26 protein-coding genes and 1 riboswitch are annotated in these 26,658 nt (G+C 57.0%); of the genes, 23 read left to right on the top strand and 3 right to left on the bottom strand.

Annotated elements, in window-relative coordinates; translation table 11 throughout:
- Nucleotides 1-3: 3 nt before the first annotated feature.
- Nucleotides 4-1,497: a glycerol kinase GlpK gene (glpK, locus tag AB1S56_RS17705; protein ID WP_340868282.1), complete on the top strand. Its 1,494-nt coding sequence runs from the start codon at nucleotides 4-6 to the stop codon at nucleotides 1,495-1,497.
- Nucleotides 1,498-1,662: 165 nt separating this feature from the next.
- Nucleotides 1,663-3,324: an FAD-dependent oxidoreductase gene (locus tag AB1S56_RS17700; RefSeq protein WP_340868281.1), complete on the top strand. Its 1,662-nt coding sequence runs from the start codon at nucleotides 1,663-1,665 to the stop codon at nucleotides 3,322-3,324.
- Nucleotides 3,325-3,409: 85 nt separating this feature from the next.
- Here AB1S56_RS17700 and AB1S56_RS17695 read toward each other — a convergent pair whose 3' ends face one another.
- Entirely contained in the window at nucleotides 3,410-3,859 is a 450-nt protein-coding gene (locus AB1S56_RS17695) for a hypothetical protein (RefSeq protein WP_340868279.1), read from the bottom strand.
- Nucleotides 3,860-3,863: 4 nt separating this feature from the next.
- A riboswitch (cyclic di-AMP (ydaO/yuaA leader) is annotated at nucleotides 3,864-4,044 on the bottom strand.
- Nucleotides 4,045-4,213: 169 nt separating this feature from the next.
- Here AB1S56_RS17695 and AB1S56_RS17690 point away from each other — a divergent pair.
- Nucleotides 4,214-5,173, top strand: a complete 960-nt coding sequence (locus tag AB1S56_RS17690; protein WP_340868278.1) for an aldolase catalytic domain-containing protein — start codon at nucleotides 4,214-4,216, stop codon at nucleotides 5,171-5,173.
- Nucleotides 5,174-5,245: 72 nt separating this feature from the next.
- On the opposite strand, the gene AB1S56_RS17685 is transcribed toward AB1S56_RS17690, so the two are convergent.
- A complete protein-coding gene (locus AB1S56_RS17685) occupies nucleotides 5,246-5,557 on the bottom strand; it encodes a hypothetical protein (protein ID WP_340868276.1) in 312 nt (103 codons plus the stop codon).
- Nucleotides 5,558-5,608: 51 nt separating this feature from the next.
- The gene (locus AB1S56_RS17680; RefSeq protein ID WP_340868275.1) at nucleotides 5,609-6,988 is read right to left on the bottom strand and encodes a Glu/Leu/Phe/Val dehydrogenase; all 1,380 of its coding nucleotides are present in this window, start codon (nucleotides 6,986-6,988) and stop codon (nucleotides 5,609-5,611) included.
- A 145-nt stretch (nucleotides 6,989-7,133) separates the two neighbouring features.
- On the opposite strand from AB1S56_RS17680, the gene AB1S56_RS17675 reads away from it, so the two are divergent.
- From AB1S56_RS17675 to AB1S56_RS17580, 20 genes are all read left to right on the top strand, one after another.
- Nucleotides 7,134-7,541: a gamma-glutamylcyclotransferase family protein gene (locus tag AB1S56_RS17675; protein ID WP_340868273.1), complete on the top strand. Its 408-nt coding sequence runs from the start codon at nucleotides 7,134-7,136 to the stop codon at nucleotides 7,539-7,541.
- Complete coding sequence (locus AB1S56_RS17670) at nucleotides 7,541-8,890, top strand: CopD family protein (RefSeq protein WP_340868272.1); 1,350 nt, start codon at nucleotides 7,541-7,543, stop codon at nucleotides 8,888-8,890. Before AB1S56_RS17675 ends, AB1S56_RS17670 begins: the two co-directional genes overlap by 1 nt.
- Nucleotides 8,891-8,904: 14 nt before the next feature.
- Complete coding sequence (locus AB1S56_RS17665; protein WP_340868270.1) at nucleotides 8,905-9,747, top strand: histidine kinase; 843 nt, start codon at nucleotides 8,905-8,907, stop codon at nucleotides 9,745-9,747.
- Between the two features lie 6 nt (nucleotides 9,748-9,753).
- Nucleotides 9,754-10,473, top strand: a complete 720-nt coding sequence (locus AB1S56_RS17660; RefSeq protein ID WP_340868268.1) for a response regulator transcription factor — start codon at nucleotides 9,754-9,756, stop codon at nucleotides 10,471-10,473.
- A 157-nt stretch (nucleotides 10,474-10,630) separates the two neighbouring features.
- Nucleotides 10,631-12,814 carry an ATP-binding protein gene (locus tag AB1S56_RS17655; protein ID WP_340868267.1) on the top strand — a complete coding sequence of 728 codons (2,184 nt, stop codon included), beginning with the start codon at nucleotides 10,631-10,633 and terminating at the stop codon, nucleotides 12,812-12,814.
- A gap of 79 nt (nucleotides 12,815-12,893) precedes the next feature.
- Entirely contained in the window at nucleotides 12,894-13,472 is a 579-nt protein-coding gene (locus AB1S56_RS17650) for a DUF4255 domain-containing protein (RefSeq protein ID WP_340868266.1), read from the top strand.
- 3 nt (nucleotides 13,473-13,475) lie between these two features.
- The gene (locus AB1S56_RS17645; protein ID WP_340868265.1) at nucleotides 13,476-14,294 is read left to right on the top strand and encodes a hypothetical protein; all 819 of its coding nucleotides are present in this window, start codon (nucleotides 13,476-13,478) and stop codon (nucleotides 14,292-14,294) included.
- Nucleotides 14,295-14,401: 107 nt separating this feature from the next.
- Nucleotides 14,402-14,842 (top strand): ATP-binding protein, encoded by a 441-nt coding sequence (locus AB1S56_RS17640; RefSeq protein WP_340868264.1) that lies wholly within the window; start codon nucleotides 14,402-14,404, stop codon nucleotides 14,840-14,842.
- Nucleotides 14,843-14,890: 48 nt separating this feature from the next.
- Nucleotides 14,891-15,235, top strand: a complete 345-nt coding sequence (locus AB1S56_RS17635) for an STAS domain-containing protein (protein WP_340868263.1) — start codon at nucleotides 14,891-14,893, stop codon at nucleotides 15,233-15,235.
- A 39-nt stretch (nucleotides 15,236-15,274) separates the two neighbouring features.
- Entirely contained in the window at nucleotides 15,275-16,486 is a 1,212-nt protein-coding gene (locus AB1S56_RS17630; protein WP_340868261.1) for a SpoIIE family protein phosphatase, read from the top strand.
- A 253-nt stretch (nucleotides 16,487-16,739) separates the two neighbouring features.
- A complete protein-coding gene (locus tag AB1S56_RS17625) occupies nucleotides 16,740-18,440 on the top strand; it encodes a phage tail sheath family protein (protein WP_340868259.1) in 1,701 nt (566 codons plus the stop codon).
- Between the two features lie 32 nt (nucleotides 18,441-18,472).
- A complete protein-coding gene (locus tag AB1S56_RS17620; RefSeq protein WP_340868257.1) occupies nucleotides 18,473-18,907 on the top strand; it encodes a phage tail protein in 435 nt (144 codons plus the stop codon).
- 138 nt (nucleotides 18,908-19,045) lie between these two features.
- Complete coding sequence (locus tag AB1S56_RS17615; protein ID WP_340868256.1) at nucleotides 19,046-19,426, top strand: phage tail assembly protein; 381 nt, start codon at nucleotides 19,046-19,048, stop codon at nucleotides 19,424-19,426.
- A 17-nt stretch (nucleotides 19,427-19,443) separates the two neighbouring features.
- Nucleotides 19,444-19,620, top strand: a complete 177-nt coding sequence (locus tag AB1S56_RS17610; RefSeq protein ID WP_340868522.1) for a DUF6760 family protein — start codon at nucleotides 19,444-19,446, stop codon at nucleotides 19,618-19,620.
- A 9-nt stretch (nucleotides 19,621-19,629) separates the two neighbouring features.
- The gene (locus tag AB1S56_RS17605; protein WP_340868255.1) at nucleotides 19,630-20,088 is read left to right on the top strand and encodes a phage tail protein; all 459 of its coding nucleotides are present in this window, start codon (nucleotides 19,630-19,632) and stop codon (nucleotides 20,086-20,088) included.
- Between the two features lie 27 nt (nucleotides 20,089-20,115).
- Nucleotides 20,116-23,754 (top strand): hypothetical protein, encoded by a 3,639-nt coding sequence (locus AB1S56_RS17600; protein WP_340868254.1) that lies wholly within the window; start codon nucleotides 20,116-20,118, stop codon nucleotides 23,752-23,754.
- A gap of 39 nt (nucleotides 23,755-23,793) precedes the next feature.
- Nucleotides 23,794-24,420 (top strand): LysM peptidoglycan-binding domain-containing protein, encoded by a 627-nt coding sequence (locus tag AB1S56_RS17595; protein WP_340868253.1) that lies wholly within the window; start codon nucleotides 23,794-23,796, stop codon nucleotides 24,418-24,420.
- 5 nt (nucleotides 24,421-24,425) lie between these two features.
- Nucleotides 24,426-25,505 carry a contractile injection system protein, VgrG/Pvc8 family gene (locus AB1S56_RS17590; protein WP_340868252.1) on the top strand — a complete coding sequence of 360 codons (1,080 nt, stop codon included), beginning with the start codon at nucleotides 24,426-24,428 and terminating at the stop codon, nucleotides 25,503-25,505.
- Complete coding sequence (locus tag AB1S56_RS17585) at nucleotides 25,502-26,230, top strand: phage baseplate assembly protein V (RefSeq protein WP_340868250.1); 729 nt, start codon at nucleotides 25,502-25,504, stop codon at nucleotides 26,228-26,230. The genes AB1S56_RS17590 and AB1S56_RS17585 overlap by 4 nt, the downstream gene beginning before the upstream one ends.
- Nucleotides 26,231-26,251: 21 nt before the next feature.
- Complete coding sequence (locus tag AB1S56_RS17580) at nucleotides 26,252-26,653, top strand: GPW/gp25 family protein (protein WP_340868248.1); 402 nt, start codon at nucleotides 26,252-26,254, stop codon at nucleotides 26,651-26,653.
- Nucleotides 26,654-26,658: the final 5 nt, after the last annotated feature.

Below are 26,658 nucleotides of genomic sequence, written 5' to 3'. Positions count from 1 at the left end.
CCAATGGAAGACACGTTTATTCTAGCTATTGATCAGGGCACAACCAGCACCAGAGCTATTCTGTTCGATCGTGAAGGAGAAGCGAGAGGCAAGGCCCAGCAGGAGATTAGCCAGCACTTCCCGAAGCCGGGATGGGTAGAGCATAACCCCAATGAAATTTGGGTTTCGGTATTAGGCGTAATCGCTTCTGTTCTGAATGAAAATGGCGTGCGCCCGGAGCAGGTTGCGGCAATAGGCATTACGAATCAAAGGGAGACAGCTGTCGTCTGGGATCGTCATACTGGAAGGCCGATTTACAATGCAATTGTATGGCAATCGCGTCAGACGGCAGACATTTGCGAGCAGCTTCGTCAGGAGGGCTATGAGGATCTCGTGCGGAGCAAGACGGGACTGCTTATTGATCCTTATTTCTCCGGCACTAAGGTGAAGTGGATCTTAAACCATGTGGAGGGGGCAAGGGAGAGCGCGGCTCAGGGGGACCTGCTGTTCGGCACGATTGACAGCTGGCTGGTCTGGAAGCTTACCGGCGGCGCGGCGCATGTGACGGACTACTCCAATGCTTCCCGAACCCTGATGTACAACATACACGAGCTTTGCTGGGATGAAGAGCTGCTGGCCATGCTGGACGTTCCCGCGACGATGCTGCCCCAGGTGAAATCGTCCTCGGAAATTTACGGGCAAACGGTACCTCATCATTTCTTCAACAAGCAAGTTCCCATTGCTGGCATAGCGGGGGATCAGCAGGCTGCCCTATTCGGACAGGCTTGCTTCCAGGAAGGAATGGCCAAAAACACGTATGGCACAGGCTGCTTCATGCTGATGAACACCGGCTCGCAAGCGATCGCCTCCAAGCATGGCTTGTTAACGACAATTGCATGGGGGCTTGACGGCAAGGTGGAGTACGCGCTGGAGGGCAGCGTATTCGTGGCAGGCTCCGCGGTTCAATGGCTGCGGGATGGTCTGCGTATGATCAAGTCTGCAGCGGACAGTGAGGCTTATGCCACGAAGGTCGCTTCATCGGAGGGTGTCTATGTGGTGCCTGCCTTTGTGGGACTCGGCACGCCTTATTGGGACAGCGAGGTTAGGGGCGCTATCTTCGGTTTGACGCGAGGCACACAGAAGGAGCATATGATTAGAGCGACTCTGGAATCGTTGGCGTATCAGAGCAAGGATGTGCTTCATGCCATGGAGGAGGACGCGGGATTGCAGCTTCAGTCGCTTCGTGTGGACGGTGGAGCGGTATTCAATGATTTCCTCATGCAATTCCAGAGCGATCTGCTTGGCGCAGTGGTGGAGCGACCGGTTGTGAACGAGACTACCGCTCTGGGAGCCGCCTATTTGGCGGGACTAGCCGTAAGCTTCTGGAAGAACAAGGATGACATCAGACAGCGCTGGAAGTCGAATCAGCAATATGCTCCAAAGATGCCGACAGAGGAGCGGGATGCGCTCTACAAGGGCTGGCAAAAGGCTGTTCACGCAGCTATTGCGTTCAAATAAGGAGATGGTTGCCTGTTTCCTTATCCCATTCATTATGCTATACTAACAACAAGTTAATAAAGGGACGGAGATTCGGAGAATCCTCATTAGCCCGGCGCTGAACAGCGCCGGGCTAATGAGGATTTTTTTCGGATAGCGTATCCCATATGGAGGGTAAACTAGACCATGACCATAACATTTTCATCCAGACCAGATCGCAGAGCAGAGGTGTTAAAGAGGCTGTCCGCGGAAACATATGATGTGCTTATTATAGGAGGAGGCATTACGGGAGCAGGCATTGCCCTCGATGCCAGTACAAGAGGCCTGCGCGCGGCGCTGATCGAGATGCAGGATTTCGCCGGCGGTACATCCAGCCGTTCAACGAAGCTGGTGCATGGCGGACTGCGTTATCTCAAGCAATATGAGGTGAAGATGGTTGCTGAGGTAGGCAAGGAGCGCGCTGTTGTATACGAGAACGGCCCTCATGTCACGACGCCGGAGTGGATGCTGCTTCCACTGTACAAGGGAGGAACGTTCGGACCGTTGTCCACGTCGTTTGGACTGAAGCTGTACGACTATCTTGCGGGCGTGAAGCGGGGTGAGCGCCGCAGCATGCTTAGCGCGAATGAAGCCTTGGCGAAGGAGCCGCTGCTGAAGCGGGATGGCCTGATTGGCGGCGGTTATTATGTCGAGTATCGCACTGACGATGCGCGATTGACGCTAGAGGTGCTGAAGAAGGCGGTTGAGCACGGGGCGGTTGCGACTAATTATATGAAGGCGGAGCAGTTCCACTACGAGAACGGCCGGCTGTCGGGCGTTACCGCGCTGGATGCTGTCACAGGAGAAGAAGTGATTATTCGCGCCAAAAAAATCGTAAATGCCGCAGGTCCCTGGGTGGATTCCTTGCGGGAGCTCGACCGTTCGCGGAAAGGGAAGACGCTGAGGCTTACCAAAGGCGTTCACTTGGTGTTCGATGGAACGCGGTTTCCGCTGCAACAGGCTGTTTATTTCGATACGCCTGACGGCCGAATGATATTCGCGATACCTCGCGACGGGAAGACGTATGCGGGCACGACGGATACCGATTACGATCAGGATCTCGTGAATCCGGCTATGGAGGCTTCGGATCGTGACTACGTGCTTCATGCTGTGAATGGTATGTTCCCCGGTCTACAGCTGAAGCCGGAGGACGTAGAGTCCAGCTGGGCAGGACTTCGACCGCTTATTTATGAGGAAGGCAAATCGGCGTCTGAGGTATCTCGGAAGGACGAAATATTCCGCTCCCCTTCGGGACTGTTCACAATCGCCGGGGGCAAGCTGACGGGCTACCGCAAGATGGCGGAGAATGTCGTGAACATGCTCGCGAAGGAGCTTCAGGCCGAGGGCTCGGGCACCTTCAAGCCATGCGCGACTAAGCATCTGCCTATATCCGGGGGCGAGGTGGGAGGCTCGGCCAAGTGGCCGGCATTCCTCAGCCGCAGCGCGGAAGCCGGAGTGAAGGCCGGTGTTCCGAAGCAGGAGGCGCGGATTATCGCTCAGCGTTATGGCGCCAATGCGGATCGGATTTTCCGGCTGGCCCGGGAAGACGCAGCAGCCGCGGAACGGCATGGGCTGCCGCCAGCTCTGTATGCGACTCTCCTCTATGCGATTGATGAAGAGATGGCTCTGCGCCCTGCTGACTTCTTCATACGCCGCACGGGCGCCCTCTTCTTCGACATCGAGCAGGTACGGATGTGGAAGGATGCCGTCATCGGAGCGATGTCGGAGCTGCTGGGCTACTCCGAGGCCTTCCGTGTCTCATGCGAGAGGGAGCTGGAAGCGCGGCTGTCGGAGGCGGCGATGGGCTAATATCTGCACCAATGGCTAGCAAGACGAATAAAACCGCCTCCTTCGAGGCGGTTTTTGTCTCCTTGCGCGTATAGGTCGTAGATGTCTAGTCCACAGACAGGTAAGCGACGGCTCTCTGCTGGAGGACGGATTCTTCGGAATGGGAAGCATCGGCAGATACAGCTGCCCGAATCAGTGCTGCTGCGTTCTGCAGCTGCTGAACGGCATCCGTTACAAGACGGTAAGCACGATTCTCCGGATTCATGGATTGCGATAGGTGCCCCGTCAGCTGCGACGTCAAGGCCGCGAACGGGAATCGTCCGATAAACCCGCGCAGCAGCGGACTCCACCGGTCCAACTGCAGGCTGGGCTCGCACTCGCTCACAAAATGCTCGCTCCACCCGTAGCCCAGGTCGCTGCTTAATCGCAGACAGACGCGGTAACCGGCTGAATCAACGGCAAGTGCGGGAATGACAAAAACCTCGATGCGGGAAACGCTGACGAACTGGGGCTGATCCGAAGGGAACGAGGAATCTTGCAGGGATACTGACAACATAAGACATCTCTCCTTTGTCCGCATACGAGGTTAGCTGTCGGATTCGGGCTAGAGAGTAGACCCTACCGGGGGTACAAATCCCCGGATTCACCCCTTGCGAGCGTATCGGCCGACGCGACTGCGGCCCCGAGCTCGCTTTGGTTCCCCCGCTTTTTCCAAAAGGAAAAATTAAGCGATAATGTTTACATAATATTTTAGCTCTAAAGCAACGGTTTGTAAATGGCTATATAGGCAGATGGACAAGGTGCTGACGATAATATCCAAAAAGCGACAATATTGCTTTGCGTTCCCGCGCTTTTTCAAGTATGATGGTAGATAAAATGAACTTAGGTTCAAATCAAAGGAGCAGCAAACATGCATTCGAAAACTAGTCATTGCAAGATAGTCGATTGTACAATTCGTGATGGCGGACTCGTCAATAACTGGGATTTCAGCGTCGAGTTTGTCCAGCACCTTTATAATAGCTTGAATGAAGCTGGCGTGGATTATATGGAGATCGGATACAAGAACTCGCCGAAGCTGCTCAAGGGCGCAGACAGCGCGGGTCCTTGGCGGTTCCTGAACGACGATTTCCTGCGCAAGGTAATCCCTAACAAAGGCAACACCAAGCTATCGGCGCTGGTTGATATCGGGCGTGTGGACGAGAACGACATTCTGCCGCGCAGCGAGAGCCTTCTGGATCTCATTCGCGTCGCCTGCTATATTCAGGATGTGGACAAGGCGCTTGAGCTTGTGCAGGTATTCCATGACCGCGGCTACGAGACAACACTGAATATTATGGCACTGTCGAACGTCATGGAGAATCAGCTGGTGGAAGCGTTCCAGCAAATCAACGATAGCGTCGTTGACGTTGTCTACATCGTGGATTCCTACGGCAGCCTGAAGCCGGAAGACTTCAGCTATCTGGTAGACAAGTTCCAGCAGCATCTGCCGAACAAGCGTCTGGGCATTCATGCGCACAACAATCTTCAGCTGGCGTTCGCCAACACGCTGGTTGCGGCTAACAAAGGCGTCGAGCTGCTGGATTCGTCCGTATACGGCATGGGCCGCGCTGCCGGCAACTGCAACACGGAGCTGCTGGTATCGGAGCTGAAGAATCCGAAATACAATGTGCGTCCCGTTCTCGATATGATCGAGAAATTTATGATTCCGCTTCGCGAGAAGGAGGAGTGGGGCTATATCATTCCTTACATGATTACAGGCATTCTCGACGAGCATCCACGCTCCGCTATGGCACTTCGCGCTTCGGAGGACAAGGACAAAGCCGTTGATTTCTACGATCGGCTGACCACGCCGGAAATTTCAAGATCCTAATGACAAGAGGCGCTTGCCGCGTCTGCAGCTCAGCTGCGGAAGGGCAAGCGCCTTTCTTCATGCATGTGTTCCCTATTGCCGAGTCAGCACGCCTTCGCCGCGAATCGCCGCCGCGCGATTGCGCTCGTTGGGATGCAGATAGCCGGTGCCGGTCCACATTTCTCCGGATTCAGCGGTTGCGACGAGGTCGATCTTAATATTGTCGCTCTGCCCGAAGGCCGCCAGCAGCGCGTCGTCATCAACGCCTTCCGCGTCAATGTACCACAGCCTGTCGCCATATTGCGTGACGATAACCAGGTCCGCCTTGCGGAAGCCAAGCTTGCGGAAGGAATGCGCCTCGTTGTGAATCGTAATGCTGCGAAGCTCGATCGTCTCCATGTCCATGTTGTTCCACCCCCGTTCCAGGCGCGAGCGTTGCAGCTCGCGCTTTGTGCTTTAGTACAGCTTGCCTTGTCTGTATAGGACGGAGGACAGCTTCATCACCGCATGAATGTAGCAGTTCTGCCGCAGCGGGTTAGGGTCGCCGAAATACGCGGGCAATATGCTGTTCATCGTTTTTTGCATTTTGGAATAGAGCTGCTTGTAAATCTCCTCTTCCGAAAAGAACTGTGTTTCTCTGCCCTGCAGCCATTCGAAATAGGAGACGATAACGCCGCCGGCATTGGCGAGTATATCGGGAATAATGACGGTGCCTCCTGCAGCCAGCTGCGCATCCGCTTCGCCGGTAATGGGCGCGTTCGCTCCCTCGATAATGATTCGCGCCTTAATGTCCTTGACGTTATCCTGACGGATCTGATCCTCCAGCGCGGCAAGGAACAGCACATTTACGTTCAAGTAGAGCACGGCTTCCCGGTCCAAAATTTCCGCGCGCACGCCGCACTCCTGCAACGCGGCTTCGGAGGCGGGGAGATCGCCCCGGTTCAAGCCCGCGTATGCGACAAGCGCCGGAATATCGAGTCCCTCCTCATTGTACAGCGTCACGTTGCGATCGCTGACGGCGACTACCTTGCCCCTGAGGGCTGTACACTTGTAAGCCTCCATCGCGGTAACGGAGCCTACGTTGCCGAAGCCCTGCACAGCGATGGACAACGGCTTGTCAGCCAGCTCGATCGCGGTCGCCGCGAATACATTGGAGCTGCCGGCCAGCCAGCCTTTGTTATCGCGGAGGAAGTCGTGCATGAGATAACGGAACGAGAAGTAGACGCCTTTGCCCGTCGCTTCACGGCGTCCCAGGGAGCCGCCGCTAACGATGCTTTTGCCTGTGAAGCTGCCCAGGTATGGGGAGCCTGGATGGATGCTCTTGTATTCCGCCATCATCCAGTCCATTTCTCTTTCGCCTGTACCCATATCAGGGGCCGGGATGTCCTTGTCGGGTCCAAGCACGTCGGCAAAGTATTGCACATACTTCTTGCATATTTGATAAAGCTCCTTCTCGGCATAGTTGCGGGGATTAATAACGACGCCGCCTTTGCCGCCGCCGAAGGGCACCTCGTGAAGCGCATTTTTTAATGTCATCAACGCGGCCAGATTCGTGACCTCTTCCTCGTTCACGGTTTCGTGGAACCGGATTCCGCCCTTGTAGGGACCCAGCGCGTCGTTATGCTGGATGCGGAATGCGGGAATACGAACGACGTTTCCATTGTCGAGCGCGATCCGCAGAAATGCTTTGTGCACCTTATTGGGAGTCGAGAGAATGGCTGCAAGCGATTGGAATGCCTGTGCGCGGCGCTCATCCCGCACCTGGGGCAGGAATGAAGGATCGTCCATAAGCGCGTTCAAGGAATGCTGAACGATAGCTCCGGTTTGACTTGCCATGGATTAACAACCTCCTTGTCGATTCAAGCTTGTTCCGTACGATTGTAACATATATTGTCTGCATCTTTGAAATTTGGGATAATGATGAGCAGGCCAGCGTCTAGCGCGTGTCTGAGGGCTATTCATTGGGGATGGGAGGACGGGCATGCCGAACATTCGTGTATTTATCTATGGCACCTTGCTGCCGGGACAATGCAATCACAGCGTGGTATCCTCGTTCATAACGAGCTGGGAGCCGGGAGAGATTGCAGGACGTATGGTCGATTGCGGACCCTATCCTGCAGCCGTTAGAGACGGTGCGGGGACTGGCGAAGCCAGTACGATTCAGGGATTGTGGATAACCGTAAGCCGGGAGGGGCTTGCGGCTATGGATGCTTTGGAGGAATTTGCGGGAATAGAAGAGCTCAACGATTACGAGCGCGTCTGGAGGAGCGACAGGAGCAAGCCTGACGTTCAGGGCTGGACCTATATGTGGGAATCCGACCGGGGGTATCCCTGGATTAAGGGGTCATATTGGCCTGATTATATGGCAGGGAAGGAAAGGAACGAATAATGATGATACGAGCAAGGACTAAGCGGACAATTGGAGCGGCAGCCGCACTGCTGGGCATAGGAGCGCTCTTCCTGTATGCGGGCATCGCTGGAGCGGCGGGGCCGGACATCATATATGTCGCGCATGATCACGCTTCGACGGGAGCGGGGCAGGAGGCGCTGAAGGATAACCTGCGCAGCGTGCTGCTGGCAGCTGTTAAGATCGTGTATTATTTCGCCATGCTGCTGGCTGCGGGAGCGATGCTGCTGCAAGGCAGAATACCTGCCGGAGACAGCGGTTCCGGTCAAAGGGAGCTCCTGAGGAAGTGGGAGGGGCCTATTCTCAAGACGCTTTTGGTAGCTGTGCTGCTGTATGTCTTTATTCATTCCAATCATATGGTGAGCGAAATTAGCGGCGGCGGCGAGGAATGGCTTCGTTTGTTCGTGGAGACGAGGGCGGGACAGGGCTGGCTGGCGCTTCTTGTATTGGCGGTCGCAGGGTTCGGCGTCATTCGGCTGAATGAACGGGTGAGGCTGGTATGGGCGAGCTTGCTGCTGGCGGCCGAAAGCTTCGGAGGCCATGTCGCGGCAGTCGATTACGCTTCGCTGGCGATTGTGTTCGATTTCGTCCATCTCGCCTGCGCGGCGGTCTGGGCAAGCGGCGTTATGCTGCTGCTGTTGTTCTGGCGAGCGGATCGCAAGGAGGCGGGCCGCTTCGCGGAGCAGTTCGCGGGAGTGGCTTGGCTGACGATCGCCATCTTAACGTTGAGCGGCGTTCTGATGACCTGGCTGCTCCTTCCTACACCGCTTTATCTCCTGCATACGGTTTGGGGCAGACTGCTGCTTGTCAAAACAGGGCTGGTGCTGCTTGTCGCCGCAGCCGGCTACGCGCTTCGGCTGCGGGCGAAGAGGAGGGAGCTGCCCAAGGGTCGCTTGCTGAAGCTGGATGGCCTGCTTATGGCGGCCATTATCTCAGCAGCCGGCATTCTTACGTCGATTAGTCCTATGCCTGACGGCAAGCCGTTTAATCAGCATCGAATGGGTGAAGAGCTGCATTATACGCTGCGCGTGTCGCCTAATGCGCCGGGTCCGAACGAATTGTCCCTTACGCTTTGGCTGCCGGAGAAGCTGGGCGAGCCGCAGAGCGTTTCGCTTGAGATTGTTTCAGCTGACAGACCGGAGGAAGCACCGATTCATGTGCCGCTTGCCGTTGTTCAGCCAGAGAAGGATTTCGAGTTTCCGGGCTACCTGTCATATTTTTTTGGCGCGGAGAACCTATGGTTTAAGAAGACGGGTGAATGGACCGCCAGACTGGCTGTTACGCAATCGGATGGCACAACGCTCGTTAGAGAAATCACGTTCTCGAACTAGAAGGAGGCTTGACGTTGTCTTACAAGTGGCTGAAGACACTCATCTTGTGGATACCGACTGTCGTTATTGGGGTGTGGGAATATGTGCGGCATGCCTTCCTGCTGCCCTACGTGTCGATGGAGCTGGGCAACTGGCTGGCTCCGGCACTTGTGTTTGCCGTAACGTTCACGCTTGTTCGAAGCTTGTTCGCCAGATTGGAATCGCTGCAGGATGCGCTGAAGAGCAAGCAGGTGGCGGAAGCGGCTTTCGAGGAGAGGGCGCAGCTCGCCAGAGAGCTGCATGATGGCATTTCGCAATCGCTGTTTATGCTGTCTGTCAAGCTGGACAAGCTGAACAGGGCCCAATCGCCCGAGGACGTGAGCAAGGTGATGGACGGCGTTCGGCATACGGTACGTCATGTCTATGAGGATGTGCGCCAGTCTATCGCCGCGCTTCAGAGTCCGCCGCCCGCAAGCCGCTCCCCATGGCTTCAAAGCGTGCTGGAGCTGTCCAGAGAGCTTGAGGAGGGCTCCGGTATTGCGGTGGCTATAGATGCCAGGCTGAATGAGAGCGCCATGACGAGCCGCCAGAAGGTGGAGCTGCTTGCTATAATCCGTGAGGCCTTTATGAACGTGCAGAAGCATGCGGGCGCAAGCCAGATCGTCTTGCGGGCGGTTCACGAGGAGGGGGAGGCTCCGCCCTCCTTCCGCTGTACGATTGAAGACAACGGAGCAGGGGCATCGGAGGAAGTGCTGTGGAAAGACGGCAAATACGGGATGAAGATGATGCGGGACCGCGCAGCTTCGATGGGATGGAGCTTCACTGTCCGGCGCGGAGAGCTGGGCGGACTAACAATTGAGCTGATCGGAAAGGGTTGATGGGGCATGGGCGAGCAGACGAAGCAGGTGAAGGTGTTAATTGTAGACGATCATCCACACGGCAGGGAAGGGATCAGGGAGATTATGTCCATGGATCCCTTGTTTGTTGTGGTAGGGGAGGCGGTGGACGGCGAGGATGCCATCGCGAGAGTGTCCGAGCTGCGTCCCGATCTTGTGCTGATGGATATTCGAATGCCTGGCATGGGAGGGCTGGAAGCGACGTATCGCTTGAAGCTGCTGCTGCCTGAGCTCAAGATTGTGATGGTTACGACCTCAGACGATATAACGCATCTCTTCGAGGCGATCAAGAGGGGGGCGCAAGGCTATCTGCTCAAAAACCTGGATCCCTCCGCGTGGCTGCAATATTTGCGCGAGGTGGCGGACGACGAGGCGCCCATGTCCAAGGAGCTGGCGTTCCGGCTGCTGCAGGAGTTCACTTCGGGCTCGGATAGGGGAGAGTCGGCTCATGCGGCTGCCAAGCCTAGCGCGGCAGGGAAAGCGTCGGCTCCAGCTACTCCGCTCACTGAGCGGGAGAAGGAGGTCCTGCGGCGGGTGGCGACAGGGGCGTCCAACCGGGAGATTGCCGCGGCGCTGGTTCTATCGGAGCATACGGTCAAAAATCATTTGAAAAACATTCTGCAGAAGCTCCATTTGGACAATCGAGTACAGCTTGCGCGTTACGCGCTGGAGCGAGGCTTAGCCTCTGAGAAGCCTCCTATGCGTTAAGGCGAATCTCTCATTCAGAGAACCAAGCGGGGCGGATGTTGTCAAAAAAAGTGTTTTTTGCTCAGCAGATGGCGTTCGTGTGCTATAATGCAGTCATCAAAATAGTAGAAATTGCGACAGTGCGGCAGATGCGCTGAAGACGGGGGAAGCGTGATGGATGGTCGCAACAGGCGGTAAGCTTCAGACATATGGAGCTGTCGAGCATTTACAGGATGAATTGAGCTGGCTGGATGCCGGATTGGGGACGCTTCTAGAGGATAGCGGCGACAATCCGCTGGCTGATCCGCTGGCCGCGTTCCGAGGGCTGGTCATCGACAAGCAGGAGCTGTTAGATGCCCGCGAGGCGGGACAGGATGAGCAGCTGGCACGCTCCTGGCTGTCTTATACCGAGCTCCGCAGGGAGCTGGAGACCCAGATCAGCAAACGATCCGCGCTTGTAGAAGGTCTGCCTCTGGCAAGGCTTGCCGCGTCATTCAGGCTCACGGTATGGGAATACCGGTGTGTCGTGATGTGCCTGGCGGCGGAATGGGATCGAACGTATGAGAAGTGGTACGCCTATCTGAATGACGATGCCACGGTGAAGGCTCCGACAGTTGATCTGGCCTTGCGGCTGCTTGGCGACACGCCTGAGGATCGCCATCAGGGCCGCAGGCTGCTGGCTGAAGGGAGAGCTCTGCGCCGATGGCTGCTCCAGCCTCGGTCGGAAGGGAAGGAGGCCAGCGGTCTCGGAGCGGCTCTCCGTCTTGACGAGCGGGTGGTCAGCTTTCTGCTGGAGACGGAGACGTTGGATGGCAGACTGGCAGAGCTGGTAGAGGCATGGGAGCCGCAGGAATCAACAGAGCCAGCCTGGGTGGGAGCCGCTAAGGCCGACGCCGATCTGGAGCAGCTATTGGCTCATTGGCCGGAGGCGAGCCTGCCGGTCATCGGCTTATGGGGACCGCGGGGCGGCGGCAAGCGGGCTTGTCTGCATCGCGTGGCCGCGCGCCGAGGACAGAGACTGCTCGTTGTGCCGCTGTCCGCGCTTCCAGCCGAGGAAGCCACTCTGCGAAGGCTGCTGGATGACATAGTGCGGGAAGCGCTGCTGACGGATGCTGCAATCGGTTTTGCGGAGCAGGACCGGCTCTGGATGGATCGGCTGCCTAGAAGATTGCTTGCAGATGCGCTCCAGGCGTACGCGGAAGCCGCGCAGCGTCCCCTCGTATGCTGGATGGGGCCGGAGCGGAGGAGCAGAGGCGAGCTTCCGCTGCCGGATCAGGCCGCATATTGGTGCGGCGAGGTGCCGCCGCCGCCGGCTGCGGTCCGAGCCGAGCTGTGGCGCAGGCATGCCGCAGAGCTGCCTGACGACAGCGAGGCCCCCCTATACGATAGTCTTGCTGGAGAGCTGGCGGACCGCTTCCCGTTCACTCCCGGCCAGATTGGTGACGCATGGCGGCAGTCGCTTGTGCTTGCGGCGGGACGGGGGCGTTCATGGCCTAAGCGCGAGGAGCTTGCGGCGGCGGCGCGAAGCCAATTCCGCCATCGCTTGTCGCAGCACGCCATTGCGATCGAGCCCCGCAGAGGGTGGTCCGACCTTATTATTCCGACGGAATCGCTGCTGCTAATTCGTGAAGCGTGCGACCGATATACGCACCGGGAGACTGTGCTCGGCGATTGGGGCTTCGGCGGCAAGCTGTCGTATGGTATCGGAGTTCATATGCTGTTCGCGGGTCCGCCGGGGACTGGCAAGACCATGGCTGCGGAGGTCGTGGCGAGCGAGCTTGGACTGGAGCTCTATCGGGTAGATTTGTCCCGTATTGTAAGCAAGTATATCGGCGAGACGGAGCAGAGGCTGCGCGAGCTGTTCGAGGAGGCGCGGCAGAGCGGCGCCATTCTCTTCTTCGACGAAGGGGACGCGTTGTTCGGCAAGCGGACGGAGGTCAAGGACGCACAGGATCGGTTCGCGAATATGGAGGCCGCCTATTTGCTCCAATTGATAGAGTCCTATGATGGCGTTACGATTCTGGCCACCAATCTGATGCAGAATCTGGACGAGGCCCTCCTGCGGCGAATGAGTGTAATTGTGAAGTTTCCGTTCCCTGGCGCTGAGGACCGGAGCCGCATCTTCCGGTCGCTGCTGCCCCCAGGCGCGCCGCTTGATGAGGATCTTGACATCCCGTTCCTTGCGGAGCGGGTAGAGGTATCTGGCGGCCATATCAAAAATATCGTGCTCGCCGCCGCCTTCCTGGCGGCCGGCGAGCAGAAGCCGATCGGCATGCCCCATATGGTGCGCGCTGCCAAAGCGGAGCTTCAGAAGCTTGGCAAGCTTCCCATGAGGGAAACCTTCGCTCCTTACAGCGAATAGAGTCAAATACAAACGATTCCGACGATTCCAACAGCTAGCTTCATAGAGCGGGGCTTCGGCGGGGTGGAGGAGATAGGATATGAGTGGCTATACGATAATTGCGGACGCGGGCGCCAGTCTGCTGAAGCTGCTTCGGGAGCAGATGACGCCGGATCCTGTGCTGCGTCCTGAGCTGATCGGCATGGCAAGCCCGGCAGATAAGGGAGATCTTGTTCTCTCCGTCTATGTATGCTCCGTTCGGGACAATGCCGAGTCGCGGCGCACCGACATGCGAATGGAAGGCGACATGCTTCGGTATCCGCCGCGGGCAATTGACCTGGAAATTCTTATTACGGCTCATTCCAATGCGGATGTTCTGACCCGGGCATTGGATGAGCATCGCCTGCTGGGCAAAGCGGCGCAAATTCTATATGACAACAGCGTCATTCGAGGGAGCTATCTGGAAGGGACGCTGGCTGAGGGCGGCGAGCTTAAGGTTGTTCCGCTCAGCTACAGCATGGAGGATATGCTCCGGCTATGGCAGTTCGGAGACGCGCCGTACAAGCTGTCGCTGGCTTATCGCATTGGTCCCTTGCAGCTGGAGTCGAACCGGGTTAAGCCTGCTTCGCGCGTGGTGGAGAAGCGGATCTCGTTGCGCGAGAAGGAACGGGGGAGCTAGCCGATGCCTGAATCGATCTCAGTATCGCGAGTATCGCTGGCCGTCAGGACGCTGGATGTATGGACGGGCAGACCTGCGGCGAGCCCGCTGCTGCAAGTGAGGCTGGCTGGCGATGTCCGCAGACGGCCTCTGCGCAGCTCGGACGGCACCTGGATTTTCATGGATGTGACAAGCGAGACATGCGTGGTGTCTGTGGTGTCCGATGTTTATTTGCCTTGTGAGCGCGAGGTTAACCTGGCCTCCTTGCCTGCCGGCAATCCCGTTATTGACATTTATCTGCTTCCGGGTCGGCGTTATTCGGCGCCGCCTGCCGCAACAGGCCTGATGCGCAGATTGACGGACGAGAAGGGAGGCGCGCTCGCAGGCGTCAAGGTAAACGCTTACGCTGACGATGAACGGTGCGCGAGAGGTCGCCTGCTGGATGAGGAGGTTCTCCCGGGGAGCGCTGAGCTGCGCCCTCTGCCAAGCGGTCCAGCGCTTATGAACGGGGACCTGCTTGCCATCCGCAGCAAAGAAAACCCGGAAGCCGAATGGTTCCGGGTTCAGCCCTGCGAGCTTGATGCCAAGCCCTGCCTTCGTCTGGACAGACCCCTGGCAGGACGCTGGAAGCGCCATGCTCTGCTGCTGCCTGGTGCAGAGACGATCAGCGATGCGGATGGCTGGATTGTGTTGCCGTTCCGCGGGCGAATGCTTGGCGCAGGGAAGCTTCGTGTCTGCTTGCGCAACGGCAAGGAAACGGTAGAAGCTGAGTGGCCTATGGAGGAAGGTAAAGTCTTATCGCTGCCGCCCTTCCTCTGGCCTTCCAATAAAAGTGAAAAATAATGGTTAATTCGACAAAACAGGCAGGATGGAGTCGTTTGGTGTAGAACTAGTAGATTGGCGCTTACAATAGGTGATAGGCCGTTAGCTCTTATATCGGAGGGTAACCCATGTCGAATGATTCGCCGGCTTCCATTGTGCGGACGATCAAGCTTTGCAATCGCATCGATGAGCTTCAGCGACTGAACGAGGAGCTGGAGTCGCTTGGGGCTGTGCTTGGCTGGTCCCATCGCACTGTAATGAATCTGATGCTGGCTTGCGAAGAGCTTGTCGTCAATATTGTTCATTACGCCTTCCCCCAAGGCGGCGAGCATACGATTGAGATTCATATGCTGGCTGCTGCGGACAGCGTAGAAATTGCTATTAAGGACGGCGGAGCGCCCTTTAATCCGCTGGAGCGGGACGGGGATCTGGAGTCTCTGCTGACAATGGATGTGGAGGATCGGCCCATCGGAGGGCTCGGCATTTTTTTTGTGCAGCAAATGATGGATGAGGTGCAGTATGAGCATGCCGGCGGCATGAACAGCGTGCGCATGAGCAAGCGCTTCTAGCAATTCGGAGGAGCACCAAACTATGGAATTGGCGGGAGGTATCCGTAATTGAACATTCAGGCGACGGAGCAGGACGGAGTGACGATTATACCGCTTGAGGGCCGGCTGGACGGAAGCAACGCGACTGTTGCGGAGGCTGCATTCCTGCAGCTGCTGTCCGAGGGCAGAGAGAGGTTTGTATTTGATTTCAGCAATCTTCAATACATAAGCAGCGCAGGGCTCAGAGTCATTCTTGTGGCGGCCAAAAAGCTGCGCGCGTCCAAAGGCAGCATGGTATGCGCAGCCTTGTCTGAGCAGGTGTACGATGTGTTCGAGATGTCCGGCTTCACGAACATCCTGGATCTAGCATCCACCAAGGAAGAGGCGCTTGCGAAGCTGCAAGCGAAGGCATAATCGGACTCTCGTCCATCAATCGGAAAGGGCTGACCCCACTTGTCGGATATCGGGTTTATAGTAGGAGCGGCGGGCCTGGGCTTGGCGGTCTATACCGCTCTTCGCAACCGCAGGCTGACTGCCAGATTGCGGCGCGCAGAGCAATTGTTCGAGCATGGAACGAGGGTGCACGCTACGCTGAAGCAGGATGAGCTGCTTCGGTCGGCCGAAGCATCGGCGAAGGAGCTTGTGCAAGCCAGAAGAGCGGAGATTCGTCTGGAGCCGGACCTTATGCGCGATCGCGACAGGAGCCTGGTCGGAAACGCCGGGTCATTAGTTGCGCTTCCTATCGAAGCGAGAGGCAGGCGGCTCGGCGTGCTGCAGGTCGAGGGGGACCGCGATTCGGCGGTCTTCGGAGAGCCGGAGCGCGAGCTGCTGGCGCGGTTCGCCGGACCGCTGGCGCTGGCCATGGACAATGCGATGCTGTTCGAGGCGCTTGAGCAGTCCGTTGGCGAGCTGCAGTCGGCGACAGCGCTGAAGGAGCGGCTGGAGAGCGAGCTTCAGATCGCGGGGAGCATCCAGCTGAGCTTTCTGCCCACGACAATGCCCTCGGCGAACGAGCCGTTTGACGTATGCGCGCTGCTCAAGTCGGCGAAGGAAGTTGGCGGCGATTTTTATAATTTTTTCAAAATAGATGACAAACATCTCTTTTTTACGCTTGGCGACGTTTCTGACAAAGGCATTCCCGCTGCGTTATTTATGGCAATGACGCTGTCGCTGATCAAAGGAAAGATGGGACCGGGAATATCGCCCGGCGAGCTGCTGGAGAAGGTCAACGACGAGCTGTGCTCCGACAACGCCCAGTTGTTCGCCACAATCGTCTGCGGCGTGCTGGATATTGATAGCGGGGAAGTGGTGCTCAGCGACGGCGGGCACTGCACGCCGTATATCGCCAAGGCCGATGGAAGCGTACAGCCCATCAAGCTGAAGAAGGGTATTCCGCTGGGGTCGTTCCCTGAATTCACGTATCCGGACCAGACGGTGCTGCTGGAGAAGGGCGATCGGCTCGTCCTCTATACGGACGGCATTACGGAGGCGGAGAACGCGCTGCAGGAGCAGTATTCCACGGAGCGTCTGCAGGCTTTCCTGGCGCAGACCAAAGGCTATTCCAGCGCAGAAATTATCGATGCCCTGCTCATGGACGTGTTCATGTTCGCGGACGGCGCGCCGCAATCTGACGATATTGCGGTGCTTTGTCTGATGAGGCGCTAGAGGCGCATTTGCCGCCAGGTAGAAAAAAGTCGAACTTTTGAAAATTTTTGTCTAAGTTTCGTAGTCTATTTCCATATTTCGAGCTATAATTAGGAGTCTAGATTGCTAGAGAATGGGCATAGAGACGCTTGTTCGCGGAGAAGACGGGCAGACAGCAGCCAGCAATCGCACGGTAATGGTCTTGGGGCTGACGCGGAGTGTAGCATGCCCGTTGTCACCTAATACATATTTAGTTCCAGAGAGGAGATCACACATGGCTGAGTATTTATCGCCGGGCGTCTACGTGGAAGAGTTTGAGAGCGGCGCCAAGCCGCTTGAGGGAGTAAGCACGAGCACAGCCGGATTTATTGGCCTTGCCGCGAGGGGGCCGGTAGCGGGGCTGCCCGTTCTGATTACGAACCCGGCTGATTTCGGGAGGGTATTCGGATCGTATTTGTCCGAAAATGCGTTCGGAACGTACCGTTATCTTGCTTATGCGGTGAATCAATTTTTTGCAAATGGAGGCTCGCGCTGCTTTATTATGCGCGTAGCGCCATCAGACGCCAAAGCTGCGGCAAGCGGCGACGATCAGCAGGTGCTGTCCGTCACGGCCAAAAACCCGGGGGCATGGGGCAATCAGATCAGACTGACCTCCGCGCCTGCCAGCAAAGCCAAAACTCCGATCTATGAGGCGCTGGAGGGCAATCGCTACCGCGTCAAGAATGCGGCAGGCTTCTATCCAGGCGATGTTGTGGTCTTCACAGACGGCTCCTCCGAGCAGATCAGCACAGTCGTGTCCGTGCATGACGGCGTAATCGAGCTGACAGACGCATTGACGGGAGAGACAGTGGATACATCGCTGGTTCCCGCGAAGGTGCTTCAAACCAGTGAATTTACGCTGCAGGTCGCTTATGGAACAGAGGTGGAAACCTACGAGAAGGCATCCTTGAATCCTGAAGCTCCTAACTTTGTCGAGAAGCTGACAGGCAAGTCCAATCTCGTGAATCTGTCCGTTCAGGCTGTGGCTGCGGAAGCGGAAACTCCGTTCAGCCGGATTGCGGCTAACGGCGCGTCCTTCTCGTTGTCGGGCGGAAGCGACGGTTCGGCATCCAGCTTGTCCCCAGGAGACTTCATCGGCGTTGACGAGGGCCCTGGCCAAAGAACGGGCATTCAGTCCTTCATCGACAACGATGTTGTCAGCATTATGGCTATTCCGGGCGTAACAGACCCCAATGTACAGCTGTCGCTGGTCGCGCATTGCGAGTCGCTCGGCAGCCGCTTCGCGATTCTGGATTTGCCGCGCGAGGCAACTAAGGTGCAGGATGTGCTTGCGCATCGCGAGCTGTTCGATTCCAGCTATTGCGCGCTGTACAATCCGTGGCTGCAAGTATTTGATCCGCTGGACAAGCGCAATATCTTTATCCCTCCATCCGGCACCATCGCGGGCATCTACTCGCGTTCGGATTCGACAAGAGGCGTGCAGAAGGCGCCGGCCAACGAAACGCTTCGCGGCGTAGTGGGACTGGATGTGCAATACAACAACGGGGAACAAGACATTCTGAATCCGGCAGGCGTCAACCTCATCCGCGCATTCACCGGTCAAGGCATCCGCGTATGGGGAGCGCGCACGTGCTCTTCCAACACCCTGTGGAAATACATTAACGTACGCCGACTGTTCATCTTCCTGGAGGGCTCCATCAAGAACGGCTCCAACTGGGTAGTGTTCGAGCCGAATACGGAGCAGTTGTGGGCGCGCGTTCAACGCACCATTGACGCCTTCCTGACTCGCGTATGGCGCGACGGCGCGCTTGCGGGCAGCAGCCCGTCGGAAGCTTTCTATATTAACATCGGCCGCTCCACCATGACGCAGGACGATATCGATAACGGCCGTCTGATCTGTGAGATCGGCGTCGCGCCCGTGAAGCCGGCGGAGTTCGTCATCTTCAGAATTACGCAGAAGACAGGCTCGGAATAACGACTGATCACCGATAAGGGAAGGGGATACCCATGGCTGGAGAACGTAACGATCCATATCGCAATTATAGGTTCCGCGTTGAAGTGGAAGGTCTAGAGCAAGCCGGATTCAGCGAGGTAACGGGTTTCGAAGCCTCGATTAATGTGATTGAATACCGGGAAGGCAATGAGCTGACAACGCCTCGCAAGCTGCCGGGCTTAACCAAGTACGGCAACATTACGCTGAAATGGGGCACCACGGAATCCATGGAGCTGTACGAATGGCTGCTGGAATGCGTGGAGGGCACAATCGAGCGCAAGACGATTACCATTATCGCGCTGGATGAGGAAGGCAACGACGTGGCCACCTGGCAAGTCATTGAAGCTTGGCCGGTTCGTTATTCCGCGCCTTCCTTCAACGGTGTGGGTAACGAGGTAGCGCTGGAGCTGCTGGAGTTCGCCCATGAAGGTCTGACAAGGACGGCATAATTGAAGGAGAATGAGTACCGGAGCATATCCGCACGGGCGGATGCTCCGGTATTCGAACGGTGAAACAAGGGCAGCATGCCGACGGCTCAGGTCGGCACAGCTCTTGTTTTCCGTATTTTTAGAAGGAGTGATGGAGAGATGGCGTTCCAGACGGAATACGACTTTGAGCTGCCGCGGGGCTATGTGGACGAGCACGGAAATTTGCACCGGCGCGGCACGATGAGACTGGCGACGGCTGCTGACGAAATATTGCCAATGAAGGATCCCCGCGTGCAATCGAACCCCAGCTATCTGACCGTTATATTGATGGCGCGGGTCGTGACGAGGCTTGGCGATTTGAAGCATATCGACACCCGGCTGATCGAGAGGCTGTTCACGGCAGATTTGGCTTATCTGCAAAATCTGTATCGGCAAATCAACGACCTGGATGCGCCGAAGGTCGCCGCCATATGTCCGAAGTGCGATCATGAGCATGAGGTGGCTGTTGATTTTTTGTCCTTAACGGAGGCCCGCTACTAACGTACCCCGTCGATCGGCTGTACGAGGAGGCAGGCTTCATCGCCTATTATTTCCACTGGGATCATGATGACATCATGAATATGGAGCATGGAGAGCGCAGGCGCTGGTGTGACGAAATTTCCAGGATCAATCGCAAGATGAACGATGACACGGATAAAGCGCATAATGTGTTTGACGTGTTCGGGAAGAGGTGACGCATCACAATGGTAGTCATTGGTGGACAAGGACCGGCACCCCATCACAGGCTGGCCAGCTCGTTTCACTTCTGGGTGGAGCTGGACGGCATCTATGTGGCGGGCTTCTCCGAGGTGTCGGGGATTGAAGCCCAGACGGACGTCGAGGAGTTTCGCGAGGGCGGCTTGAACGGCTACGTGCATAAGCTTCCCAAAGGCATCCGTTACCCCAATCTGCAGCTGAGACGAGGCATGGTGAAGTCGCCTGTGCTGTGGAATTGGTACGCCAGCACCATGGATGGCCCCATTGCCCGAAAGTCAGGGGCGATTGTGCTGCAGCAGACAGATGGCAAGGAGCTGGGCCGCTGGAACTTCTATAATGCGTATCCGGTCAAATGGACAGGGCCTCATCTGCAGGCTCAGTCGAATGAGGTAGCGGTGGAAGCTGTCGAAATCGCCCATACCGGCCTTAGCTGGTATACCAAATAACAAGGGCAAGCAAGGGAGGAAACGCGCGTGGAGAAGCGTGGTGCGCCGCCCGGCCGAGCATCTGGACGGGAGCCCGTCTCTGTGCAGTCGTTCGCCGGAGGGATTTGGAACAAATATAAGTCCGGCAAGGGCCGCATGATGATGGGGGCCGCCTCCATGATTCATACGAATCGGCAGTCCGCTCCTTCTGTTGTGCATCAGCGCGTGAATGTCCAAGTGACGGCGCCAAGGGAGCCGCTCCCAAGCCAGAAGCTCGTTAGGACTCAGTCCGATCGAAAGAAGCCTAATAAAGAGCAAGTTGTGATCAAGGAAAAGGTTACGGTAGAGAAGATTGTGCTGCGAGATGTCATACATATTATGGACGCGCAGAGAAGATGGATCGAGCATGCCGTCAAGGAGCCGATCATTGTCGCGGAAGCGATGGAACAAAATAAAAGCGTGGTTCGGCAGCCATCGGATTCCGATTTCAACAGGAGCCGTGAACGCGCCGGGCATGGAGTCGGACAGGTGAAGGATCCCCTAGAGGGATCGTCCATGGAAGGGATCCAGCAGTGGGTATCCAGGAGCTCGCGTTTCATGGAATGGTATAACCGGATTAACGGCCGTCAAGGCCCGATTGAACAACGACACAAAGCTTCAATATCCCAAGCGGAGCCCGCGGTCAAGCGGTCCGCAGGAGTTGAGGATCATATCATAGATGGAGCTTCGCCACTGAGGAAACAGGCGAGCGGCATTCGTCTGAAGCCGCTAGTGCTGGAGCATTCTGCAGGCGTTGCGACACGCAGGGGCGATCAGGGGCAAGCAGCCTCGCAAGCTGCCGCACAGGCAGGGTCCAAGGCTGGTGCTCAGGCGCCTGTACAAGCAGCCTCGCAAGCTGCCGCACAGGCAGGGTCCAAGGCTGGTGCTCAGGGGCCTGCACAAGCAACTTCGCAAGCAGCCGCACAGGCAGGGGTCAAAGCTGACGCTCAGGCAGCCGCACAAGCAGCCTCGCAAGCCGCCGCACAAGCTGGGGCCGAGGCAGCGGCACAGGCAGCCGCACAGGCAGCCGCAAATTCTGCTTCCGCTGTAGAGAAGCTGACCCGTACCGTACACTCAGCGAACAACGTTAAAAACAAGACCAGCAACACAGTCCAGCGTTCGGCAAGCGGGGACGCTATGAAATTGGATGGTGCTGGGGCAAAGCAAGCACGTAGCGGCTCCGCAGCGAATCAGTCCTCGCCACTGGAGTCGGACAATAGTGGGAACAGAGCTTTACATAGGCATCAAGAGAAGTCCCAGGCCAACGAAAATGTCGGCAAGCCCGATAAGCTTCAGCTGATTAATAGAATCCAGGGGATGGATACGAACGAAAAAAGGAAGACAAGAGAAGCTCGAAATGAGGCATTAATTCCGCCGGCCAGCTTGCGACAGCGTGAAATGTCTTCTGCTCAGCGGCTGTCAGAAGAAACGCAAGGGGGCAAGCCTGCTGGACTAGGTAGGGCTGGCAAGTCTCAGGTGCAGTCTGGTGACACAGGCAACGGGACTGGCGAGGAGGAACGTCACCTTGCCGCGACAGAAGCAGCTGAACGTGCAATACATAGAGCAGGCTTGTCTGTCATGCAGAGGAAGCCGATCGCCAGACATTACGGCAAGCTTGTTCTCCGCCGGAAGGAAGCGACATCCCATTCATCCGGCACAGAAGCCGGCTTGTCCCAAGCCGCTTCACGCAAGCCGTCAACCGTATCGCCGCAGGCAGCTGCAGCGTCCGCACTGACGGAGAGTCGTGCAGTCAATGACAAACCCGCTGCAGGTCGCGCGCGCTCGGAACAGAGAGGGCAAACCAATGAATCCCGTCTGCCCAAGCACGAGTTAGAGAGACCGACCGAAGAACAAGCAATGAAGGAAAGACCGGGTCCCGCAAGCAGGCTGCGGTCTTGGCGGACAAGCATGGCGGAGGGAGCCTTTCTTGCGCCCGCTGCTTCTGTCTATTCGTCCCAGCTTCCGGCTCTTGTAGCCAGACGCCTCATTCATCAGAGTGCTGGCAGGCCAAATCGTGTGGACGCTGCCTCGCCCACCTCTAGCGAGCAGAGCAAGCTAGGTCAAAGGGGGCTTCCGGAACGACTGCGGCAAGTGGAATTAGAAAGTTTTGTTAGGAGAAGCTCGGAGCCTTCATCTTTGCTCCCAGCTCGCCGTGAGGGTGCACTGCGAGCAGCGCGGATGATATGGACTAAGGGGGAGACCGGCGGCAGGGCTGAAGGGAATGCTGAAGGCGGCACGCAGCAAGCGACACCTGATAGACGTCAATCGTCCCTTATGGCTAAGCAGCAGGGAGCGCCTGACGTTAAGGTGGAAGAGCAGCTGAAGGCTGCGCGTCCCGGCTCCTTGCAGGCTAAATCCATGACCCACCGTGAGCAGCGTGTTAACTCAGGCGATGCCCAGCAGCGGAGCGGGGAGCTGGTGTCTGAGCCGACAGCCTCTCGCGTAAGCGAGGGGTTGGCGATGCGCAGTGTCCCAAGCGCTCCAAGCGCTAATGTGACTTTGGCCAACGAAGTCGCAAGCACAAAGCGAGACAGTCTACCGCAGCTTCCTGTGTTGAAGGGTGCTAGATTGGCACGCCTCGTCACTCCTGGTGAAGCTGCGAATATTACCGGCAGGTCTTGGAGCATACGAACTATGCCAAGCCTGATTAGGAGAAGGCTGCCGGAGCGAATGGTCGGGCAGCTGAGGCGCACAGGCAGGAGGCTGGACGAAGCAGCTGGAAGCAGCGAGCAGCCCCCCCTTCAGCAGAGCGCAGGCCAGCTTCGCGCAACGCAGGCTTCAAGTCCTGCGCCGCTGGAGCAGCGCAGGGAGTCTGCGCATTCTAACAAGGGGGAGTCAGCCGCGCTCCCGAGGCTTGACGGCAGCATGAGCAGTATGGCTGGGCTCCATCAAGGAAGGGCAACACAGGATGATCACCTTACTGTGGCGAAGTCCAGCGCGGCCGTAGCAGCCAGACAACACCTGGCTATACCGAGCTCATTCATCACGGTGGGTATGAGGCAGCGGCTGGCCAGTCCCCGTACCATACAGGAGCAGCGTCTAACGGCTGCCCCAGTCCAACGGGCAAGCGGAGCTGCAGGCCGATTGATGGTTCAAGAGGCACAAGCTGCTGGAGTCAAGCAAGCGGCGCAAGCCGCCGGGGTAATGCGAGTTCCTCAATCGCCCCAAGCGGTGCAAGCTGCCCGAATCATGCGAGTCGCCCAAGCGGCGCAGGCTGCTGGCGTCAGGCAAGGCGCTTGGGCGGCACGATTGCAAGCTGCCGGAGCTATGCAAGCCGCTCAAGCGGGACTTGCTGGTCAGTCGGCGTTACCGGCGCAGCTGCATTACGGCGCAAGCTCGTCCGCTACCGGAAATGTCGATAATGCCATCGCTGCAATCATGGCACAGGCGCAGGCTGGGGATGCTCCAGGGGACTCCTCCTGGAAGCGCTCCGCCGCTCCGGGCTTCATACTGCATCGAACGCAGGGATCTGCTCAGCCGCAAGAGACGCGAGAGGTGAAGGTCGAAGCGCCGCGCGAGCTTGATCCGGAGCAGCTGCAGAGGATGATCGCCAAGCTGCCGCAGCTGAATCCCGACGCTATCGCCGACAAGGTATACAGGTCGCTGGAACGGAAGATGAAGCTGGAGCAGAGAAGAAGAGGGTTTTGATGACGGCACGGCCGTCCATTACGAGCGGAGGTCTGACATATGGCATTAAGCAAAGCGCAGTTTTGGGTGTATAGGAGCGCCGAGACGGAGAAATTCGATGTGCTGTTTAATCCTTCGGATTACGAGCTTAAGGTTGGCAATCAGTACGCCGAGAATGAGGTTCCCGGCCTGCAGACGCCAATATTCCAGTTCGTGCGGGGCGAAACGACTTCATTGTCGCTTACCCTATTCTTCGATTCCTATGAGGAAGGAGCCGACGTGCGCAAATACACCTCGAAGGTTGTCAGCATTATCGACGTCGATTCCGATCTGCATGCGCCGCCGCCTTGCCGATTTATATGGGGATCTCTGGATTTCAAGGGCGTCATGACCAGCGTCAGCCAAAAATTTACGATGTTCCTGGAGACGGGAGAGCCTGTCCGCGCGACGCTCGCCATCGAGCTGAAAAGCACGCAAACGATGAAGGAGCAATACCAGGCTATACCAAGGCAGTCTGCCGACCGGACGAAACGCAAGACGGTGAAGCAAGGGGATCAGCTGTGGACCATCGCTGCGGAGGAATATGAGGACCCGGGCGCTTGGCGAGCCATTGCAGAGGCGAACGGCATCGACAATCCCAGAATGCTTGCAGCGGGAAGAAGCTTGACGATTCCTAGATTGGAGTGAGTGGCATGCAATACAAATATTCCGATCTGGAAACCAAATATAGCGGCTTTAATGCCCCGGAATGCGAGCTTCTGTTCGACGGGTCATCCTCTGCAGGCCAGATGGCGATCGGCTGGATAGAAGTGGAGCAATCCACGTATTCGGAGGCGGATATCGCCAGATTCAAGCTGATAGACATCTTCACATGGAATCCGCCAGAGGTGAAGTGGATCAAGTCCAAGATCAAGCTTGGCGGCAGTCTTCAGGTGAAGATGGGGTATGCCGACAAAAAGGGCTTGGTATTCGAAGGGATCATCACTGGCTACACGATAGAGTATCCGTCCGACGAAAGCCCCTATATTATCGTGACGGCCATGGACAAATCCATTCTGATGATGAAATCCGCCCATTCCAAGGTTTGGACGGAATCGAAGGTCAGCGACGTCGTCAGGGAGATCGCGGGCGATTATTCGCTGAGCGCAGCCGTAGACGATACAGGCCTGAGCAAGAAGGTTGTTGAGCAGATAGGCGTCAGCGACTATCATTTCGTGCAGTCTTTGGCGAATGATCATGACTATCTGTTTTATGTGAGAGGGTCCAAGCTTTATTTTCAGAAGATTACCGCCTCCGGGGAGCCTGTGCTTGAGCTGCTCTATGGTCAGAGCCTTCGTCATTTCAGCCTGCAGGCGGATATATCGGGGCAGATTGGAACAGTCAAGGTGATGGGCTACGATATTGACAAGAAGGAAGCCATCGTTGGCGAATCCGCTTCGGTGGAAGCTATCGGAGGAGGCAGCAAGTCAGGTCCAAGCTATGCGGCGGCATTGTCGAAGAAGAAGACGGAAATCGTGTACACGCAAGCGGATTCGCTCGACGAAGCCAAAGGCTTGGCCAAAGCGATGCTGTCCCGGTCGGCGAGAGATTTGGTTCGCGGCAGCGGCTCATGCACCGGTGTACCTGAGCTTCAGGCAGGCAAAATGATCAAAATAACGGGAATTGGCGAAGCATCCTGGGATCAGACGCTCCTGTTGGTCAAGACTACGCATCGTCTGGATGCGGATGAGGGCTACATCACGTATTTCGAAGCGGAGGGCAATAGCATATGAGACCAAATTATCCCGGCTTCTTCGATAACAGGCAGCGCTCCATGCAATCCGAGCAGCTCTCGGGAGTATGGAACGCGGTCGTCACGGATAACAAGGACCCCGATAAGAAGGGCAGAGTGAAGGTGAAGTTCCTGCAGCGCGACGATACGCTGCAGACGGACTGGATCCGGGTCGCGACGCTGATGAGCGGCAAAGACATGGGCACGCTGTTCATACCCGAGGTGAATGACGAGGTGCTGGTCGCCTTCCTGATGGGCCGATTCGATCAACCCGTTGTCATCGGCTCCCTGTGGAACGCCAAGGAGATGCCGCCTGAGGGAAACGACAAAAACGACATTCGAAAAATTAAAACGAGAAGCGGCCATGAAATTACCTTTGACGATAAGGACGGCGACAGCAGCATAACAGTGAAGACGTCCAAGGGGCATTCCATGACGATTTCGGACAAGGACAAATCCATCAAGCTGGCGACGTCCGACAAACTGCATGCCTTGACGCTGGACGAGACGGGGGGCAAGATTACCGTCAAAGCGGGCTCCGGAGCGTCTATCGAGCTTACCAAAACGGGGGAAGTCAACATTTCTGGACAGAAGTCGATCGCCATCAAGGGAACACAGGTTAAGGTCGAAGCGTCCGCTTCCATGTCGCTGCAGTCGAACGGGATGATGGAGCTGAAGGCGAACGGCTTGATCACGCTGAAGGGCACTATGGTCAAAATCAATTAACGCGAGAGGGGCGTGGCCGCGATGTCGGCTCCATTCCTGGGCAGGGGCTGGAAGTTCCCTGTCGAAGTAGACAAAACGACGGGCCGGATTCGGATGTCGGAGGGCGAAGAGGATATAGAGGAGGCCATTCGCATCATTATTCGAACGCCGAAGGGCGAGCGGCTAATGAGACCGGACTTCGGCTGCGATCTGCGGGACTTCGTGTTCGGCACGATGGACGACATGTCGCTCCGTCTGATGGCCACCGAAGTGAAGGCCGCGATCCGTAATTGGGAGCCTCGGGTCAAGGATGTCGAGGTGACGGCGAAGCCGGACCCTTCCATGAACGGCAAGGTGTGGCTCCATGTCACGTATGTGGTCCGTTCGACGAATAACTTGTTTAACCAGGTCTATCCTTTCTATCTGGAGGAAGGCACGAAATAACGGGA

Origin of the sequence: Paenibacillus sp. PL2-23 (assembly GCF_040834005.1) — a bacterium.
Taxonomy (GTDB): domain Bacteria; phylum Bacillota; class Bacilli; order Paenibacillales; family Paenibacillaceae; genus Pristimantibacillus.
Note: the sequence above shows the minus strand (reverse complement) of the source record. Positions and strands in the feature narration are given on the sequence as shown.

Excerpts from the sequence above, each read along its gene's own strand:
- glpK (WP_340868282.1), top strand. The coding sequence starts at position 4 with ATGGAAGACACGTTTATTCTAGCTATTGATCAGGGCACAACCAGCACC.
- AB1S56_RS17700 (WP_340868281.1), top strand. The coding sequence starts at position 1,663 with ATGACCATAACATTTTCATCCAGACCAGATCGCAGAGCAGAGGTGTTA.
- AB1S56_RS17695 (WP_340868279.1), bottom strand. The coding sequence starts at position 3,859 with ATGTTGTCAGTATCCCTGCAAGATTCCTCGTTCCCTTCGGATCAGCCC.
- AB1S56_RS17690 (WP_340868278.1), top strand. The coding sequence starts at position 4,214 with ATGCATTCGAAAACTAGTCATTGCAAGATAGTCGATTGTACAATTCGT.
- AB1S56_RS17685 (WP_340868276.1), bottom strand. The coding sequence starts at position 5,557 with ATGGACATGGAGACGATCGAGCTTCGCAGCATTACGATTCACAACGAG.
- AB1S56_RS17680 (WP_340868275.1), bottom strand. The coding sequence starts at position 6,988 with ATGGCAAGTCAAACCGGAGCTATCGTTCAGCATTCCTTGAACGCGCTT.
- AB1S56_RS17675 (WP_340868273.1), top strand. The coding sequence starts at position 7,134 with ATGCCGAACATTCGTGTATTTATCTATGGCACCTTGCTGCCGGGACAA.
- AB1S56_RS17670 (WP_340868272.1), top strand. The coding sequence starts at position 7,541 with ATGATGATACGAGCAAGGACTAAGCGGACAATTGGAGCGGCAGCCGCA.
- AB1S56_RS17660 (WP_340868268.1), top strand. The coding sequence starts at position 9,754 with ATGGGCGAGCAGACGAAGCAGGTGAAGGTGTTAATTGTAGACGATCAT.
- AB1S56_RS17655 (WP_340868267.1), top strand. The coding sequence starts at position 10,631 with ATGGTCGCAACAGGCGGTAAGCTTCAGACATATGGAGCTGTCGAGCAT.
- AB1S56_RS17650 (WP_340868266.1), top strand. The coding sequence starts at position 12,894 with ATGAGTGGCTATACGATAATTGCGGACGCGGGCGCCAGTCTGCTGAAG.
- AB1S56_RS17645 (WP_340868265.1), top strand. The coding sequence starts at position 13,476 with ATGCCTGAATCGATCTCAGTATCGCGAGTATCGCTGGCCGTCAGGACG.
- AB1S56_RS17640 (WP_340868264.1), top strand. The coding sequence starts at position 14,402 with ATGTCGAATGATTCGCCGGCTTCCATTGTGCGGACGATCAAGCTTTGC.
- AB1S56_RS17625 (WP_340868259.1), top strand. The coding sequence starts at position 16,740 with ATGGCTGAGTATTTATCGCCGGGCGTCTACGTGGAAGAGTTTGAGAGC.
- AB1S56_RS17620 (WP_340868257.1), top strand. The coding sequence starts at position 18,473 with ATGGCTGGAGAACGTAACGATCCATATCGCAATTATAGGTTCCGCGTT.
- AB1S56_RS17615 (WP_340868256.1), top strand. The coding sequence starts at position 19,046 with ATGGCGTTCCAGACGGAATACGACTTTGAGCTGCCGCGGGGCTATGTG.
- AB1S56_RS17605 (WP_340868255.1), top strand. The coding sequence starts at position 19,630 with ATGGTAGTCATTGGTGGACAAGGACCGGCACCCCATCACAGGCTGGCC.
- AB1S56_RS17595 (WP_340868253.1), top strand. The coding sequence starts at position 23,794 with ATGGCATTAAGCAAAGCGCAGTTTTGGGTGTATAGGAGCGCCGAGACG.
- AB1S56_RS17590 (WP_340868252.1), top strand. The coding sequence starts at position 24,426 with ATGCAATACAAATATTCCGATCTGGAAACCAAATATAGCGGCTTTAAT.
- AB1S56_RS17585 (WP_340868250.1), top strand. The coding sequence starts at position 25,502 with ATGAGACCAAATTATCCCGGCTTCTTCGATAACAGGCAGCGCTCCATG.
- AB1S56_RS17580 (WP_340868248.1), top strand. The coding sequence starts at position 26,252 with ATGTCGGCTCCATTCCTGGGCAGGGGCTGGAAGTTCCCTGTCGAAGTA.